The organism is Oceanospirillum sp., from assembly GCF_048265165.1.
Classification (GTDB): Bacteria; Pseudomonadota; Gammaproteobacteria; order Pseudomonadales; family Halomonadaceae; genus Oceanospirillum.
Genome location: NZ_JBLXCD010000005.1, coordinates 202,872 through 218,290 on the forward strand (window position 1 = coordinate 202,872; position 15,419 = coordinate 218,290).

Here is a 15,419-nt window from a genome sequence, read left to right on the forward strand (position 1 = left end):
GGCAAAGCTAAGGGAGGTCTTTTACCCAAAAACCAACTAATTGTAAACTCGAAGCCTCGATAAAAAAGCACAAAAAATGACAACACTTTGATGTTTAAAGCGTTTATGATTAACCCTGAATTTTGATACGCTTGGATCAGGTTCATTTTTGGGCACAATGGATGACAGGTAAGGCGTTAAATGAATACTCTGCAGCGATCACGTCTGCTGGACACGATTCAGCTGGTTCTTGAAGCTCACCCTCAAGGATTAAACGAACACACCCTCATTAAAGCTTTGGGCGAAACAGGGGTTATAGAAGTGACCCCCGCTACCTTCTCAGACACCATGACGCTTTTCCGTACCCATTTTCTGGTTTACAACGCACTCTATGAACTTAAAGATGAGCTAATAAAGCAAGCTCACTGGATTATGGAGATTTCAGCGGTCCATATTCAGCTCCACCCCTACGAATTTGGTCATGATCTTCTCGAAGAAAAAGATCCAATGCGTGACTACTATCTTGATCTGACAGCTCTGCAGGAAACAACAGAGGAAGAGTTAGATGATATGTTACGAAACTTCTGGAAGAAAATTGATATCGAAGAGGAGAAGCAGGTAAAACGCGGTCTTAGTCATCGGGCATTGGAGTGTCTGGAGCTAAGCGAACCCATTACCTTTGCTGAAATAAAGCAGCGCTATCGCAAACTGGCTATGCAACACCACCCGGACCGGGGCGGAGACCCATCGAAAATCCAGGAGATCAATGAAGCCATGGCAATTCTAAAGGCAGCTTTCCAATGAAAAAAAACCACCTGTTCAGCCTGCTGATTCTGGCTGTAATGCTACTGATAAACAGTACTGAGACACTTGCCGCCCGACATGCAGTCGTCTTACAGTATCAGCATATCAGTGATCGCACCCCTCCCAGTAAAAGTGCAACAGAGGAAGAATTCCTTCAGCACCTGGACTATCTGAAAAACCATGGCTTTACCGTATGGCCTCTGGAAAAGATTGTTGACCGCGTAAAAAACAAGCAGAGCATCCCTGACAAAACAGTCGCGATTACCTTTGATCACGCCTATATCAGCGTCTATGACAGTGCGCTCAAACATCTTTCAGACCGCAAACTCCCTTTTACCGTATTTGTCGCAGCAGCTCCTATCCTGAAAGCGCACCCTCTTTATATGAACTGGGAACAACTCAGAAATGTTCAGAAAGCCGGTGGTACTATTGGCAGTATGGGTATTACCTCCAGTAACTTTGCCAAATCACTGCCAGGTGAAAGTACAGAAGAGAGACGACTGCGTATTACAAAAGAGATAGATCTGAACCAGAAAGCTCTGAAAAAGTATTTAGGGATTACACCTAAGCTTTTTGCCTATCAGGCAGGCCAGGCCGATGAGGTCGCCAGAAAAGTAATAAAATCGAAAGGACTCGTTGCCTTCGGTATACATCAGGGGCCAGTAAGCCGCTACACATCAATGAGCTACCAACCGAGGTTCACAGCAACCGGTACGGCAAGTAATATCAACAATCTCTCGGTAAAGCTCACAAGCCTGCCCCTGCCTGTACGCCGGGTAAAAGCACAGCCAACGATATTGGCGGCAGATAATCGCCGACCTCAGGCAGAAGTTGAACTCTTGTCTGGCAGCTACCAACTAAGCGGCCTGCGCTGTCAAAACGGAGATGGCTTACCAGTCAGTACCTACACAAGTAGTGAAGAAGGTAAGCGCCCTGTATTCATGATACAGAGCAAACTGGGTGAAAAAATTGGCCCTGTGGAATATACCTGCACAGCTCCCCATGATAAATCCACACGATTTTATTGGTTCTCACATAGCTGGATACTGCCAGATCAAAAAGGTAGCTGGTAACAAACCTTCCAAAAACCGGAGGCCTCGTGCCTCCGGGGTATTTATTGTAAATTCCTGACTGCAAGCTCCTGATTTATTGATTCTCTCTGCAATATTTCTATAACGGATAACCTGTCTTTCTCATTTCAATAAATTCGATGAAATCGAAAAAAAGCCCCACTTAATTATGATTTTTATTATCCAGTAACCGAGTATGCTCAGGCCAACTAAGTTCAGGTGAGGCATTGAAGATGGGTTTACTGGTAGATGGCCTTTGGTGCGACCAATGGTATGACACAAAGAAAAGCGGCGGTCACTTTTTACGGGAGGACGCTCAGTTTCGTCACCAAATTAGTGACGATAGCTATCCAGCGGAAGAAGGCAGATACCACCTTTATATATCTCATGCCTGCCCTTGGGCACATAGAGCGGCTATTGTCCGGCACTTGAAAGATCTCGAGAGCTTTATTCCCGTAACAGCTGTGTCACCGGATATGCTTTCTGATGGCTGGGTCTACGACTCTGCGGAGCCAAATTACGGCTACCAGTTCCATCATCAACTCTATACACACTCGGAAAAAAATTATACCGGCAGAGTTACAGTGCCAGTTCTTTGGGACCTGAAGACAGAAACGATTGTAAATAATGAGTCGTCAGAGATTATCCGTCTGTTTAACAGTGCCTTTAATATAAAAACAGGCAACCATATTGATCTATACCCTGAGCACCTAAGACCTGATATTAACCGTTGGAATGACCTTATCTACCCGAGTATCAACAACGGGGTATATCGCTGTGGCTTCGCAACAACACAGCAAGCCTATGAAGAGGCATTTGGCCCTTTATTCACAGCTCTCGACACAATTGAAGAACAGCTGTCTGTCACCCCTTATCTAACTGGCGAATACCTGACAGAAGCTGATATCCGCCTGTTCACGACGCTTATCAGATTTGACCCTGTTTACGTTGGCCATTTTAAGTGCAACCTAAAACGGATTGCTGACTACCCAAGCCTATGGGATTACACGAAGGCCATTTATCAATTTAAAGGGATCAGTAATACTGTCCACTTTGATGAAATCAAGCGCCATTACTACTTCAGCCACGCGAACATTAATCCAACACAGATCATCCCTGCAGGTCCGGATCTGTCCGCTCTGAATTCACAGCCGAACCGTCCGGCCCCGAAACTCTTTCAGGCATAATTTAATCTGGAATTTTTTGCCGACCCAAACAAAAAAGGCCTGCAATATCTATGGCAGGCCAACTCTACAGAGTAGCACTTTTCTAACGGGCTCCTGAGGCCAGTCATGGCTCAATTCTCGTTTTGAAAACTCAGGTTAGCTGGTGGGAACCGGGCCCTTCAACAGACGCACATACATCAGCGCCGTAGTAATTGCGTCGCCTAAGGCACTGTGGCGCTGCCCTACCATAGGTACGCCTAGTTTTTCAGCGATTTTCTCAAAGTGAAGATCTGGTTGCAGCTCAGGATTAGCGCGCTTGACCTTAGCCTCATAGCTCTGAGACAGCTCAATCGTTTTATTCGGCAAGCTGAAGCCAAACCGTGGGCGAATAAAGCGGTTTAGCACTGTAATATCATAATCGATGTAGTACCCCATTATTGGACGATTACCAATAAAGTTCAGTAACTGCTCCAGAGCATCAGGCAATACCTCACCTCCGCGCAGATCGACGCCACGAATACGATGAACTTTAATCGAATCACCGGTCAGGCTTTCTGGCTTCTGTAGTTTGATATCCAACTTTTCACTGGTCAGCACCTGAGTGCCTTTAATCTTTACAGCCGCAATAGACACCAACTCCGCTTTCTGAGGATCCAGATCCGTCATTTCGCAGTCCAGGGCGATAATCTCATCGCCTGTATACGGCTCAAACATGAAGGCATAGTCGCCATCTTTATGAGCCCATTTATCGGTAGCACTTCTTATTGTTTTCAAAACCATTTTGCTTACCTCACAATAACGTCAATGTTTATCTTTCAAGGTGATAGCGATGCGACATTCTTGATTTAAACTCTTTCACCATATGCAGCGCTTCACGAAGCAGGTCACGGTCAAGTTTATTAAGGCCCACAGCACTTACCATATTACTCTCACCTGGTGGGGCCTGACCGGTTTCGACCTTAAGCTGCTGTTGCAAACGCAGCGAGCTTAACACGACTAAGGCCTCTGCTAGGTCATCAGCAAACTTGCGTTTCATCACTCGCTTTTCGACTAAGGCATCAATACGTTGAAAGGTGTTAGTCTCTTTTATCTTAAATTGCAGCGCCATAGTACGAATGCCATGAACTATCGGGAAGATGCCACCTTTTTTAATATCCATACCATCGGAGTTTTTCAAACCACCAAAGAAGGTTAATGGTGTGCTGAAACGACGTAAGGGCATAGCAAAATAGGAGTAGAAAACCTCGTTACCCTCCAAAGAATGGAACAGAGTGTCACGCAGGCGACTAAACAAGCGAGCATCGCCCGCTACTGCGTGGGCATCAACAAAAATAGCGAGATTCATCAGGCCTGTTCCTTCAACAGAACCGCTCCACTGGTTCAGCGTTTTTCGCCACTCTGACTCTTTCATAACCCACTCTGGGTTCGAAACCATGATATTGCCGGGACATAGCGGGTAACCAAAATCCAGCAATGTACTCGTAAACTTATCCATTACCTGACTGCACTCTTGCCAGTCCAGGTCGTCTGCTATGATCAGGGCGTTATCCTGATCGGTCTTTAATACCTGCTCACCACGACCTTCGCTACCCATGACCAGCAAGCAAGTTTTTTTACGAAGCGCTTCAGGGACTAATTGCTCGTAGGCTTTAGCAATAATACGGCCATTTAATGCCGCCAACAGATCCATCGCGAAGCGAATCTTAACCCCTTGAGCCACCAAGCCATTGATCAGCTCTGTTGTCCCTTTAGCAGCACGGGCGAGCTCTTCAAGATTACCAGCTCGTTCAATCTGCAGCCCAATCACATGAGATTGGCTGGAGAAAAAACTCAGTACATCCGTCAGCTCAACCAGGCCGGCTAATTTTTTCTGATCAAAAACGACCACACGTTGAATCTTATGACGTGTCATCAGCACCAGAGCATTAAACAAGAAATCATCAGCCTGAACCGTTAGCAAGTCATAGCTGGCCAGGTCGCAGATATCACTATCAAGCCCCATATCCTGCAGCACCACACCTTCAAGTAGGTCTGTACGGGTTACCATGCCATATTTAGAATTCTTATGGACCAATAAACAATCTGAGTGCTGCTCACGCATGGTACGTGTCGCCTCCAGAATCGTTGTACCGGACTGCAAAATAACCGCTTCGCGCAAAACGGAGTCTGCAACCTTAGCCATCATAAAAGAAGACATGTCGCCATTGCCCAGTTTTTCACTACGGCGCCGTTCCAGTAAGCGTGCCTTTTCAGCCAGGGTGTTCTGAAAATAAGCCGAAAAAGGCTCATTGCTATGCATCAGGCCGAGAAATATCTCTTTTGGCAGCAGCCAAGCAATCGTTTCTTCAACCGTCTTGAATGTATAACGGCTGGAACCGTTAATAATACCTATCGCACCAAACAGATCGTCATGGGCATATTCCCGGATCACGCCACCATCCGGCTCGGATTCTTTTGTCAGGTCCAGCTCAACAACAGCACCTTTCAGCACAACAAAAACAGATTCACTCACCTGCCCGGCATCAATGACAATTTCATCTTTACCAAAATATCCAATATCCAGACGGGATATTAGCTTTTCCTGCTCTTCCGTACTGAGCAAATCAAAAGGCGGATGAGAGAGGTCGAACTCATTGCTCATAGATTTTTATCCTTGTTATCAGAGCCAAAGATTCTGAAGGCGGATACGCAAGTGGTGAAGGGAGATATGCCCGAACCACAGGCCTGCCAGCGCATTCGGTAACTTTGTGTTATGAACCGAATCTAGCAGACCCACCGGTCAGCTGTAAGCCTGACTTTAGTATCAGGCTTTAAAAAGAGGGGGAGTTGTTAGCGGCAAACCTGAAGCAATAACTCATTATCCTGAGTGAGAACCTGACGCTTCTCCAGATCCAACATTCTTTTTTCATTCATAGGCAGAAGATCGCGAGTATCACAGTTAAGCACATAAGCCTGAGCCTTAACACGATCAACATGTTGCTTCTCAAAGCGGTAAAGCATGAACTCAGAAATTATCTGATTATCAATGGAACGTGGCTGAATACTACCTGTATCCAAAACGGTAAAAGCCGTTGTCATAGGAATCATATACGTCCACGGTCGCCAGAGGCTTCCCGGAGCTTCTGAAGCAACCACAACAGAGTTCTCAGGTAAACTCGCAGTTTTGTGATCAAACCAGTCGTACTCAGTATGAACCTGATAAGCCAGCATACCAACACCGGCAAAAACAGGGATAATCCACTTAGGCAAGCGCTGGCGGCTGACTTTCCTAAGAAACAGAGCGATACCTGCGCAGGCAACACCCACAACAAACGCAGCAATTAAGTGCCAAATCATAAAACCCTTCCTTAAAATAAGTCGGGCTTCCTTAAAAAGGAAGCCCGCTTTGCTTTCTTATACCCTTGCAGATTGTAAACCTGCGCGAGTTGAAGAGCTATTAGTGATCAACTGCCTCACCAGCACCTTTAGGGAAACGTACACTTTCTACCATTTCCTGAATTTCTGCTGGTGGTTTCTCAGTAGCACCGGAAACAATGAAGGCCGTTGCAAAGTTGATTACTGCACCAATTGCACCGAAGGATAGAGGGGAGATACCCAGAATCCAATGCTCAGCAGTGTCCGGCAGGGTGTTAGTACCAGGGATAAACAACCAACCTTTGTAGGTAAAGATGTAAACCAGGGTTGTAACCAGACCCGCCAGCATACCTGCAACAGCACCTTTATTATTCATGGTGACAGAGAAGATACCCATCATCAGAACAGGGAAGATCGAAGCCGCTGCAATACCAAATGCCAGTGCTACCGTCTGTGCCGCGAAGCCAGGAGGGTTCAGCCCTAACCAGGTTGCAACCAGAATAGCTGCAGCCATAGAGATACGAGCAGCCAGCATTTCACCTTTCTCAGAGATGCTTGGATTGATGGTTTTCTTGATCAAATCGTGACTGATTGCCGCAGAGATTGCCAATAACAGACCTGCAGCCGTTGACAGTGCAGCAGCGATACCACCCGCAGCGATCAGACCAATAACCCACCCCGGAAGCCGTGCAATTTCAGGGTTAGCCAGTACCAGAATATCGTTATTTACGTTCAGCTCATTACCATTCCAACCACGCGCTTCAGCAGTATTGTTGAAGTCTGCGTTTTTGTCATTGTAGAACTGAATACGACCATCGTTATTCTTATCTTCGTATTTGATCAGACCAGTCTCTTCCCAGGTTTTCATCCACTCAGGACGCTCAGAGAAAAGAATCGGGTTCTGCATCGACTGCTCATAATTTTCCTGCTTAGCAGCAGCTTCAGGATAAACCGTTGTAATGAGGTTCAGACGAGCCATAGATGCAACAGCAGGAGCGGTCAGATACAGCAGAGCGATAAAGATCAGCGCCCAACCTGCAGACCAACGTGCATCAGCAACTTTAGGTACGGTGAAAAAACGGATGATAACGTGCGGCAGACCTGCAGTACCAAACATCAGAGACAGAGTAAACAGAACCATGTTCAGTTTATTATCCACATCTGCGGTATAGCTGCTAAAGCCCAGCTCAGTAACAACAGTGTTCAGTTTTTCCAGAAGAGGTACACCGGATTCAACGTGAGTACCAAACATACCAAACATCGGGATCGGGTTACCGGTCAGCTGCATCGCGATGAAGATCGCAGGAATGGTATAAGCAATAATCAGTACAACGTACTGAGCTACCTGAGTATAGGTAATGCCTTTCATACCACCGAATACTGCGTACAGAAATACGATCAGAGCCGCAATCCAGATACCAGCATCGTTGGAAACTTCCAGGAAGCGGGAGAATGCAACACCGGCACCACTCATTTGACCGATTACGTATGTAACCGAAGCAACAATCAGACAGATTACAGCCAAGGTACGGGCTGTGCTGCTATAGAAGCGATCACCAATAAAGTCAGGAACAGTGAACTTACCAAATTTACGCAGGTAAGGAGCCAGAAGCATGGCCAGCAGTACATAACCACCGGTCCAGCCCATCAGGAAGGAAGATGCAAAATAGCCTTTAGAGGCCAACAGACCAGCCATGGAGATAAATGATGCAGCGGACATCCAGTCAGCTGCTGTTGCCATACCATTAGCAACAGGGTGTACGCCGCCACCAGCTACGTAGAACTCTTTTGTTGAGCCCGCTCGGGCCCAGATGGCAATACCGATGTAGAGTGCAAAAGATGCCCCTACAAACAGAATATTAATCGCAAATTGACTCATGTTTCCTTACTCCCCAAGGCCAAATTTTTCATCAAGTTTGTTCATCTTCCATGCGTAATGGAAAATGATACCGATAAACGAAATAATTGACCCCTGCTGGGCAAACCAGAAACCTAAGTCCGTACCACCAACAGGAATTCCAGCCAGCAATGGACGCAGAAGAATTGCAAACCCATAGGAAACTAAAGCCCAGACAATCAGACTTCCAAAGATCAGGCGTAAATTCGCCGACCAGTATTCAGCAGCGTTGCTTTTACTATCTGCCATAGTGATGCTCTCCGTTTATTGTTATTAAGAGTTCAGGATATAAAGCCTGAGAATCATGAGACGCCAGCAGCAAGTAAGGATTAACGGCACTCGTTGCCATTTGAAATAATCGATACAAGATTTTTGCTGTGCCCTCATTTTATTGTTATGTAAATTCCAGCTCTTCAGGCCTAATTGATTTTCAAAAATATCCTCTGCAATGTAATCCCCGACATTAGTAGTAGAGTGATCAGGGCATTATCAAAAAAACAACAAAATCCTTAAAAAACATACAGATAGGAAAAAATTGAGATATCAGGAAATAAGCTTTTTTTTACCTTCTAACATAAAGGTCTAATAAGTTTAGTATCCTAAAAACCAAGCCGAAAAACCAAATGGTCATACTTTGATCAAATCTGATCAGGGCAATCAATATTCATAGGCTGAGCATTCGCTTATATTGCTGCAACGCATATAAAAAAGGTGAACAAATGTTCACCTTTAATCCATAACGACCATATAAATCTGCCTACCTCGGCTCCTGAGTATGAACCCTGTCCGCAGCCCTTGGAATACGAATATCATCAACCATTGCCTGAACTTCTTCTGGTGGGCAGGGCGTCACTCTGGATACTATAAAAGCCACGGAAAAATTCATCATCATCCCCAGCGCTCCAAACCCCTCTGGAGAAATCCCCATGAAAAGATCCTCTTTCGTACCTCCCATGAACTTGAAATAAACGATATAAGCCAGTGTTGAAAGAAGACCAACCAACATACCCGAAATAGCACCCTCTTTATTCATACGTTTAAAGAAGATCCCCATAAAGATTACCGGGAAAAAGCTCGCCGCTGCCAAACCAAATGCAAGCGCTACTGTAGCAGCAACATAACCCGGAGGGTTCAGACCAAAATATCCTGCAATACATATGGCTGCGACAGAGGCCATACGGGCAGCTACCAGCTCCTGCCTTTCATTAATTTCCGGCAATAGAGTTTTTTTGAGTAAATCGTGGGAAATAGCCGTCGATATTACCAGTAACAGGCCTGCAGCAGTGGAAAGCGCAGCAGCGACAGCGCCAGCGGCGACCAAGGCAATCACCCAATCAGGCAGACTGGCAACTTCGGGGTTTGCAAGTACCATAATATCCCGGTCAACGAATACTTCATTAGCATAGGGCTGAATACTTGGGTCAAACCCCGGGGAAGCTTTAGTGTCAATCAGTGGGTTATCAGTTAAACGCTGACCTAACTCGCCGTATTTATCGGTCAGTACCGGCTTACCGCCCATAAAGGCATCACCGGCTGCATACTGAACCTTGCCATCACCATTTCTATCATTCCAAGCAACAAGGCCGGACTGCTCCCAGTTTTTAAACCATGAAGGCATATCAGAATAAGAAACCCCACCTCCCTGCTCTCCATTAAGGGTATTAATCAGGTTGAGCTGCCCAATAGCCCCCACAGCAGGCACTGTCAAATATAGGACAGCAATAAACATCAAAGCCCAGCCTGCAGAAGAGCGGGCATCACGAACATTTGGCACCGTGAAAAAGCGAACAATAACATGGGGTAAGCCTGCGGTACCGGCCATCAGCGCCGCTGTAATGAAGAAGGTATCAATGGTTGTTCGGGTACCTGTAGTGTATTCGTGGAACCCCAGATCCTGCACAATCTCATCAAGTATAAAAAGTACCGGCTTACCGGCCCATACTGGGTTAACCGACTCTAAAACCGTAGCCCCCAACCCGGTCTGAGGTAAAACATGACCGGTTACTTGCATCACCAGAAATACCGCAGGAACTGTGTAAGCAAAAATCAGAATACAGTACTGGGCCACCTGTGTATAAGTAATGCCTTTCATGCCCCCCATAACCGCATAGAAAAATACAATCACCATGCCAATCAGCACGCCAGTATCAATATCGACATGAAGAAAGCGCGAAAAAACAATTCCAGTGCCGCGCATCTGGCCGGCGATATAGGTAAATGAAATAAAAATGACACAGATAACCGCAAGGGTACGGGCTGTATTAGAGTAATAGCGGTCACCGATAAAGTCAGGCACAGTAAATTTGCCAAACTTTCGCAGATAGGGGGCTAATAATAATGCCAGCATGACATAACCACCCGTCCATCCCATCAGGTAACCAGAGGCATCGTAGCCAGAAAAAGAGACAATGCCTGCCAGTGAGATAAATGAGGCAGCAGACATCCAGTCAGCAGCTGTTGCCATGCCATTTGCAGCAGGATGAACACCGCCACCGGCCACATAAAACTCTTTCGTGGAGCCTGCCCGGGCCCAAATGGCGATACCGATATAAAGGGTGAATGACAGGCCGACAAATAAGTAGGTAAGTGCATCAAGGCTCATGACGAAAAGTTTCCTCTGAGTGCTTTTTTATTATTCTGGACTTGCAGTAGACGCGAAATGCTTCGTCAGGAGTTCATTCATGTACATCATATTTCTTGTCGAGCTTATTCATACTTCGCGCGTACATCACCAGTAATGCCAGAAAAATAAAAATAGAGCCTTGCTGAGCAAACCAAAAGCCCATTTTGAAGCCAAAGAAATGTATTTTATTCAGAGCATCGACAAACAAAATGCCGCAGCCATAAGAAGCTACAAACCAGATGATGAGGTAGCGAATAATCAAACTGATATTCTCACGCCAATATGCAATCGCCTGCTCTTCTTTCATGGGTTAACCTTTTTGTTATTTAGATTTTTTTATTATTGGTACAAACCAGTCCATAGGACAATCTAACAAATCTGAGTTTTTTAACCCCTTTACTTTAGTCTTAATCGGCCGGGCAAACTGACCCTAAATCACAGATCTAATACAAAGAATTCTGCCAATTTAGCCGGTCACCCTCCCCTGATTGATTGCCAGTCTCATATTTGCCTTGAAGCCTGATGTCAGCTACATGACAATATTGGTTCATTTTTCATCAGGTGATCGGGTATGTTCCAAGGCTGGATATTAGTGACTATCTCACTGATCTACATTGCAATTCTTTTCTCTATAGCCTGGTGGGGAGACGCAAAAGCAAAGCGTAGCAAAGCACGCCTGACGTCCCGTCGTCCTTTTGTCTATAGCCTGGCTCTTGGTGTTTACTGCACCTCCTGGACCTTCTATGGCACAGTCGGACAAGCCACCCATAGTAGCTGGACCTACCTGAGCATCTTTCTTGGCCCCATTATTATGTATGTGCTGTTTTCAGGGCTCATCCGGAAAATCATCAGGGTCAGCAAAAAGCAGAACATCACCTCCATCGCTGATTTTATTTCATCCCGCTATGGAAAAACCCAGAGCCTGGCTATTCTTGTTACTCTGATTGCCTTGGTAGGAACGCTACCCTATATCGCGTTGCAGCTAAAAGCTGTCACGATGTCGTACAACGTTATTACCAGTTATCCGGCCCCTCTGACGAATAGTAGCGTTGAGTTTTTTAGCGATACCGGTTTCTATGTCGCCATTATGATGGCCATTTTTGCCATTATCTTTGGTACTCGTAATGTGGATGCAACAGAACACCATGACGGCCTTGTTCTGGCCATCGCGTTCGAATCTATCATCAAGTTACTGGCTTTTATCGTTGTCGGTGCTTCGATCACCTACGGTATGTTTAATGGTTTTAATGACCTTCTGACTCATGCCCGCTACTATCTTGAAATTGAGAAAGAGCTCAATAAAGATCCCATCAGTAACGGTTTCTTAGCCCAAACACTTCTCGCAATGCTGGCGATTCTCTGTCTGCCCCGACAATTTCATATGGCCGTGGTAGAAAATACCCACGTTGAGGATGCCCGAACGTCACGCTGGGTTTTTCCGGCTTATCTGGTCGCTATCTCCTTTTTTGTCTTGCCGATTGCCGCCGCAGGCCTGCTGATTTTCCCCGATGGAACCGTTGAACCCGATACCTTTGTACTGACGCTACCGATGGCCGCACAACAAGGCGGACTGACTCTTCTGTCCTTTATTGGAGGTTTTTCTGCCGCCACCAGCATGGTCATTCTGGCAACAATCGCCATCAGTATTATGGTGTCTAATGACATTGTGATCCCATTGCTGTTGAAGTTTCGATGGAGTGGCAGTACCTCCCATCATGATTTTGGTCAACTGGTACTAAGAATCCGGCGGATCACCATTATTGGTGTGCTGGCCCTGGCTTACCTGACTTATCTGGCAATTGCCGAATTCAATTCACTGGCCGCAACCGGGTTACTCTCTTTTGCTGCAGTAGCCCAATTTGGCCCGGCGCTGATCGGGGGCATGTACTGGAAAAGAGGAAACCGATACGGCGCCTTGGTGGGCATGAGTAGCGGTATTCTCATTTGGGCATATACTATGCTGTTACCCAGCCTGGCGAATGCCGGCTGGCTCGAGTCCAACATCTTTGTTGATGGCCCGATGGGAATATACTGGTTGAGACCAGAAGCCCTTTTCGGTGCCAATCTGGACTTTCTGACCCACGGCGTAGCCTTTAGCTTGGGCATCAACCTGATACTGTATATAGCCGTCTCAAACATCACCCGGCAACGGGTGATTGACCGGATTCAGGCTTCAGCATTTATCGACAGCATTGATACACGAAATACCAAATCTGCCCGCCCCTGGATGGGCTCAACCTCCGTGGGCGACCTGATGGCGTTGTGCGAACGCTTTCTTGAGCCGGAAGCGGTCGATAAAGCCTTCTCTGATTATTTTCTGCGTAATAATAAAGAATCTTTCCGACCGGATGACCGAGCCAGCATCGAGGTTATTCAATTTACGGAACGCCTTCTTACCGGTGTACTGGGGGCATCGTCTGCCCGCATCGTGATTAACTCAGCGCTTCAGGGTAAAGAGATTCAGATCAGCGATGTTATCTCCATTGTGGATGAGGCCTCTCAGGTTCTCGAGTTCAACCGTGCTCTGCTGCAGGCCACGATTGAAAACGTCAGTCAGGGCATCTCCGTGGTCGACCACAACCTGAGGCTAGTCGTCTGGAATCAGCACTATCTCGACCTGTTCAATTTCCCGGACAACTTAATTCGAGTCGGCGAACCCATCGAAAATATATTTCGCTTTAATGCTCAAACCGGAGAGTACGGGCTAGGCGACCCGGAGGACCAGGTTCAGCAACTTCTGGATAATATTCGCTATGGCGAGCCTCATCGCTATATTCGCTACCGTAAAGATGGAACCGTGCTGGATGTAGAAGGCAACCCCATGCCGGGTGGAGGCTTTGTTTATACCTATCAGGATATAACCCAACAAAAACAAACAGAAGAAGCACTGATTCAGAGCGAAAATAACATTAGGATTTATACAGATAATGTTCCCGCTTTGATCGCATACTTTGACACAGAGTTACGCTACCTATTCACCAATAAAGCTTATGAAGAAGCCATGAGCGTAGACCGGACAACAATTATCGGTCAGCCCATCTACAAGGTACTCTCCCTGACTCAGTATGAAGCACGCCGCCCTTATATCGAACGGGTGCTACAAGGCGAACGTACCATTTTTGAACTGGAACATATTCTGGATAACGGTCGTATGCGCTACGGCCTGGTCACCTACACGCCCCATAAAAATGATCAGGGAGAAATTCTTGGTTTCTTCTCTCTTTATCAGGATATTACCGAACGCCGTAAAGCAGAAATTGCCTTAAAAGAAACCAATGAAACACTGGAAGAACGTGTAAAAGAGCGCACACAGGAACTGTCTGACCTCAACCAGGACCTGATGCAGGCAAAACAAACATCAGAACAGGCCAACGCCTCCAAAACCCGCTTCTTAGCAGCGGCATCCCACGACCTGCTTCAGCCTCTGAATGCCGCACGTCTGTTCACCTCAGCGTTAGCTCATCAGGTAAAAGAAGAAAATCCTGATCAATATCGCATGACCCGTAATATCGACAGCTCACTAAAAGCCGCTGAAGAATTGCTCAGCACCCTATTGGACATATCTAAGTTAGATGCGGGTGCACTGCAACCAAACATCAGTACTTTTTACCTGGCCGATATTCTTAAGCCTCTTAAGGCAGAGTTCGGTGTAATGGCTAATGATCGCGGCCTGCAATTCAGCACGGTCGGTAGTCAGGTCGTTGTTCGCAGTGATAGCCAGATGCTGAGAAGAATTGTCCAGAATTTCTTATCAAATTCTGCCCGTTACACTCAGCATGGAAAAATTTTACTGGGTTGTCGGAGGGTTAAAAATGGTGTCCGAATAGAAGTCTGGGATACAGGCCCAGGCATCCCCGAAGAGAAGCTCTCTGAAATTTTCCAGGAGTTTAAACGTCTGGACCACCCTGAACGTCACAATAAAGAGGGTGAAAAAGGTCTTGGACTTGGACTCTCTATTGCCGAGCGCATGAGTCGAGTGCTGGATCACAAACTTCAGGTTAGATCATGGCCCGGTGAAGGCACTGTATTTAGCGTAGAGGTTCCCTTAGGTAAACCTGAAGACCTTCCAAAGGAGCAAAGCGAAAAAAGTGCAAGCCTATCCTCAAAACGCCAGCGCAATAACCCACTGGCAGGTCTGCATATTCTCTGCATAGATAACGAGCCCCTGATCCTGGAGGGCATGGAAGCGATGCTCAGTAATTGGGACTGTCGCGTGAGTAAAGCCACAACCATTGGTGGAGCAAAATCGGCCATCCGAAATTCAGGCATACCAGATATTGTTCTGGCGGACTATCACTTGGATAACGATGTCACAGGCGTCATGGCCCTATCAGCGCTTAACGAAGCAAGGCATGAGCAGATTCCCGGTATTATGATTACAGCCGACAGAACTGAAACCGTTGCAGAAGAGATCAAGCGGGAGGGCTACACCCTGCTGCATAAACCACTTAAGCCAGCACCACTCAGGGCTATGGTCACCCGCATCCTAAAAAGCCAAAAACTGAAACAGTGATCAACAATGCATG

Annotated in this window: 11 protein-coding genes; 4 read left to right on the top strand and 7 right to left on the bottom strand. The window is 46.5% G+C overall.

What is annotated here, in order from left to right:
* Positions 1-180 precede the first annotated feature (180 nt).
* The 3 genes from ACN0R8_RS11765 (at position 181) to ACN0R8_RS11775 (ending at position 3,040) form a co-directional block, all read left to right on the top strand.
* Positions 181-783 (top strand): DNA-J related domain-containing protein, encoded by a 603-nt coding sequence (locus tag ACN0R8_RS11765; RefSeq protein ID WP_417597623.1) that lies wholly within the window; start codon positions 181-183, stop codon positions 781-783.
* Positions 780-1,856 carry a polysaccharide deacetylase family protein gene (locus ACN0R8_RS11770; RefSeq protein WP_417597625.1) on the top strand — a complete coding sequence of 359 codons (1,077 nt, stop codon included), beginning with the start codon at positions 780-782 and terminating at the stop codon, positions 1,854-1,856. Before ACN0R8_RS11765 ends, ACN0R8_RS11770 begins: the two co-directional genes overlap by 4 nt.
* A gap of 230 nt (positions 1,857-2,086) precedes the next feature.
* On the top strand, positions 2,087-3,040 hold the full coding sequence (locus tag ACN0R8_RS11775; protein ID WP_417597627.1) for a glutathione S-transferase family protein: 954 nt from the start codon (positions 2,087-2,089) through the stop codon (positions 3,038-3,040).
* Between the two features lie 135 nt (positions 3,041-3,175).
* Here ACN0R8_RS11775 and ACN0R8_RS11780 read toward each other — a convergent pair whose 3' ends face one another.
* The 7 genes from ACN0R8_RS11780 to ACN0R8_RS11810 all read right to left on the bottom strand — a co-directional run bounded on the left by ACN0R8_RS11780 (position 3,176) and on the right by ACN0R8_RS11810 (position 11,200).
* A complete protein-coding gene (locus ACN0R8_RS11780) occupies positions 3,176-3,799 on the bottom strand; it encodes a 3'-5' exonuclease (protein WP_417597629.1) in 624 nt (207 codons plus the stop codon).
* 28 nt (positions 3,800-3,827) lie between these two features.
* Entirely contained in the window at positions 3,828-5,660 is a 1,833-nt protein-coding gene (locus ACN0R8_RS11785) for a DUF294 nucleotidyltransferase-like domain-containing protein (RefSeq protein WP_417597631.1), read from the bottom strand.
* Between the two features lie 188 nt (positions 5,661-5,848).
* Positions 5,849-6,355, bottom strand: a complete 507-nt coding sequence (locus ACN0R8_RS11790; RefSeq protein ID WP_417597633.1) for a hypothetical protein — start codon at positions 6,353-6,355, stop codon at positions 5,849-5,851.
* 100 nt (positions 6,356-6,455) lie between these two features.
* The gene (locus ACN0R8_RS11795; protein ID WP_417597635.1) at positions 6,456-8,252 is read right to left on the bottom strand and encodes a sodium:solute symporter family protein; all 1,797 of its coding nucleotides are present in this window, start codon (positions 8,250-8,252) and stop codon (positions 6,456-6,458) included.
* 6 nt (positions 8,253-8,258) lie between these two features.
* Positions 8,259-8,519, bottom strand: coding sequence for a DUF4212 domain-containing protein (locus ACN0R8_RS11800; protein WP_078320030.1), 261 nt, complete (start codon positions 8,517-8,519; stop codon positions 8,259-8,261).
* A gap of 508 nt (positions 8,520-9,027) precedes the next feature.
* Positions 9,028-10,872 (bottom strand): sodium:solute symporter family protein, encoded by a 1,845-nt coding sequence (locus ACN0R8_RS11805; protein ID WP_417597637.1) that lies wholly within the window; start codon positions 10,870-10,872, stop codon positions 9,028-9,030.
* A gap of 73 nt (positions 10,873-10,945) precedes the next feature.
* Positions 10,946-11,200, bottom strand: a complete 255-nt coding sequence (locus ACN0R8_RS11810) for a DUF4212 domain-containing protein (protein WP_078320028.1) — start codon at positions 11,198-11,200, stop codon at positions 10,946-10,948.
* Positions 11,201-11,464: 264 nt separating this feature from the next.
* Here ACN0R8_RS11810 and ACN0R8_RS11815 point away from each other — a divergent pair, with 264 nt between their 5' ends.
* On the top strand, positions 11,465-15,406 hold the full coding sequence (locus ACN0R8_RS11815; RefSeq protein WP_417597639.1) for a NahK/ErcS family hybrid sensor histidine kinase/response regulator: 3,942 nt from the start codon (positions 11,465-11,467) through the stop codon (positions 15,404-15,406).
* Positions 15,407-15,419: the final 13 nt, after the last annotated feature.

Bases quoted from the DNA above. Each gene is read 5' to 3' on its own strand.
- ACN0R8_RS11785 (WP_417597631.1), bottom strand. From the start codon at position 5,660: ATGAGCAATGAGTTCGACCTCTCTCATCCGCCTTTTGATTTGCTCAGT.
- ACN0R8_RS11775 (WP_417597627.1), top strand. From the start codon at position 2,087: ATGGGTTTACTGGTAGATGGCCTTTGGTGCGACCAATGGTATGACACA.
- ACN0R8_RS11770 (WP_417597625.1), top strand. From the start codon at position 780: ATGAAAAAAAACCACCTGTTCAGCCTGCTGATTCTGGCTGTAATGCTA.
- ACN0R8_RS11815 (WP_417597639.1), top strand. From the start codon at position 11,465: ATGTTCCAAGGCTGGATATTAGTGACTATCTCACTGATCTACATTGCA.
- ACN0R8_RS11790 (WP_417597633.1), bottom strand. From the start codon at position 6,355: ATGATTTGGCACTTAATTGCTGCGTTTGTTGTGGGTGTTGCCTGCGCA.
- ACN0R8_RS11810 (WP_078320028.1), bottom strand. From the start codon at position 11,200: ATGAAAGAAGAGCAGGCGATTGCATATTGGCGTGAGAATATCAGTTTG.
- ACN0R8_RS11765 (WP_417597623.1), top strand. From the start codon at position 181: ATGAATACTCTGCAGCGATCACGTCTGCTGGACACGATTCAGCTGGTT.
- ACN0R8_RS11800 (WP_078320030.1), bottom strand. From the start codon at position 8,519: ATGGCAGATAGTAAAAGCAACGCTGCTGAATACTGGTCGGCGAATTTA.
- ACN0R8_RS11795 (WP_417597635.1), bottom strand. From the start codon at position 8,252: ATGAGTCAATTTGCGATTAATATTCTGTTTGTAGGGGCATCTTTTGCA.
- ACN0R8_RS11805 (WP_417597637.1), bottom strand. From the start codon at position 10,872: ATGAGCCTTGATGCACTTACCTACTTATTTGTCGGCCTGTCATTCACC.
- ACN0R8_RS11780 (WP_417597629.1), bottom strand. From the start codon at position 3,799: ATGGTTTTGAAAACAATAAGAAGTGCTACCGATAAATGGGCTCATAAA.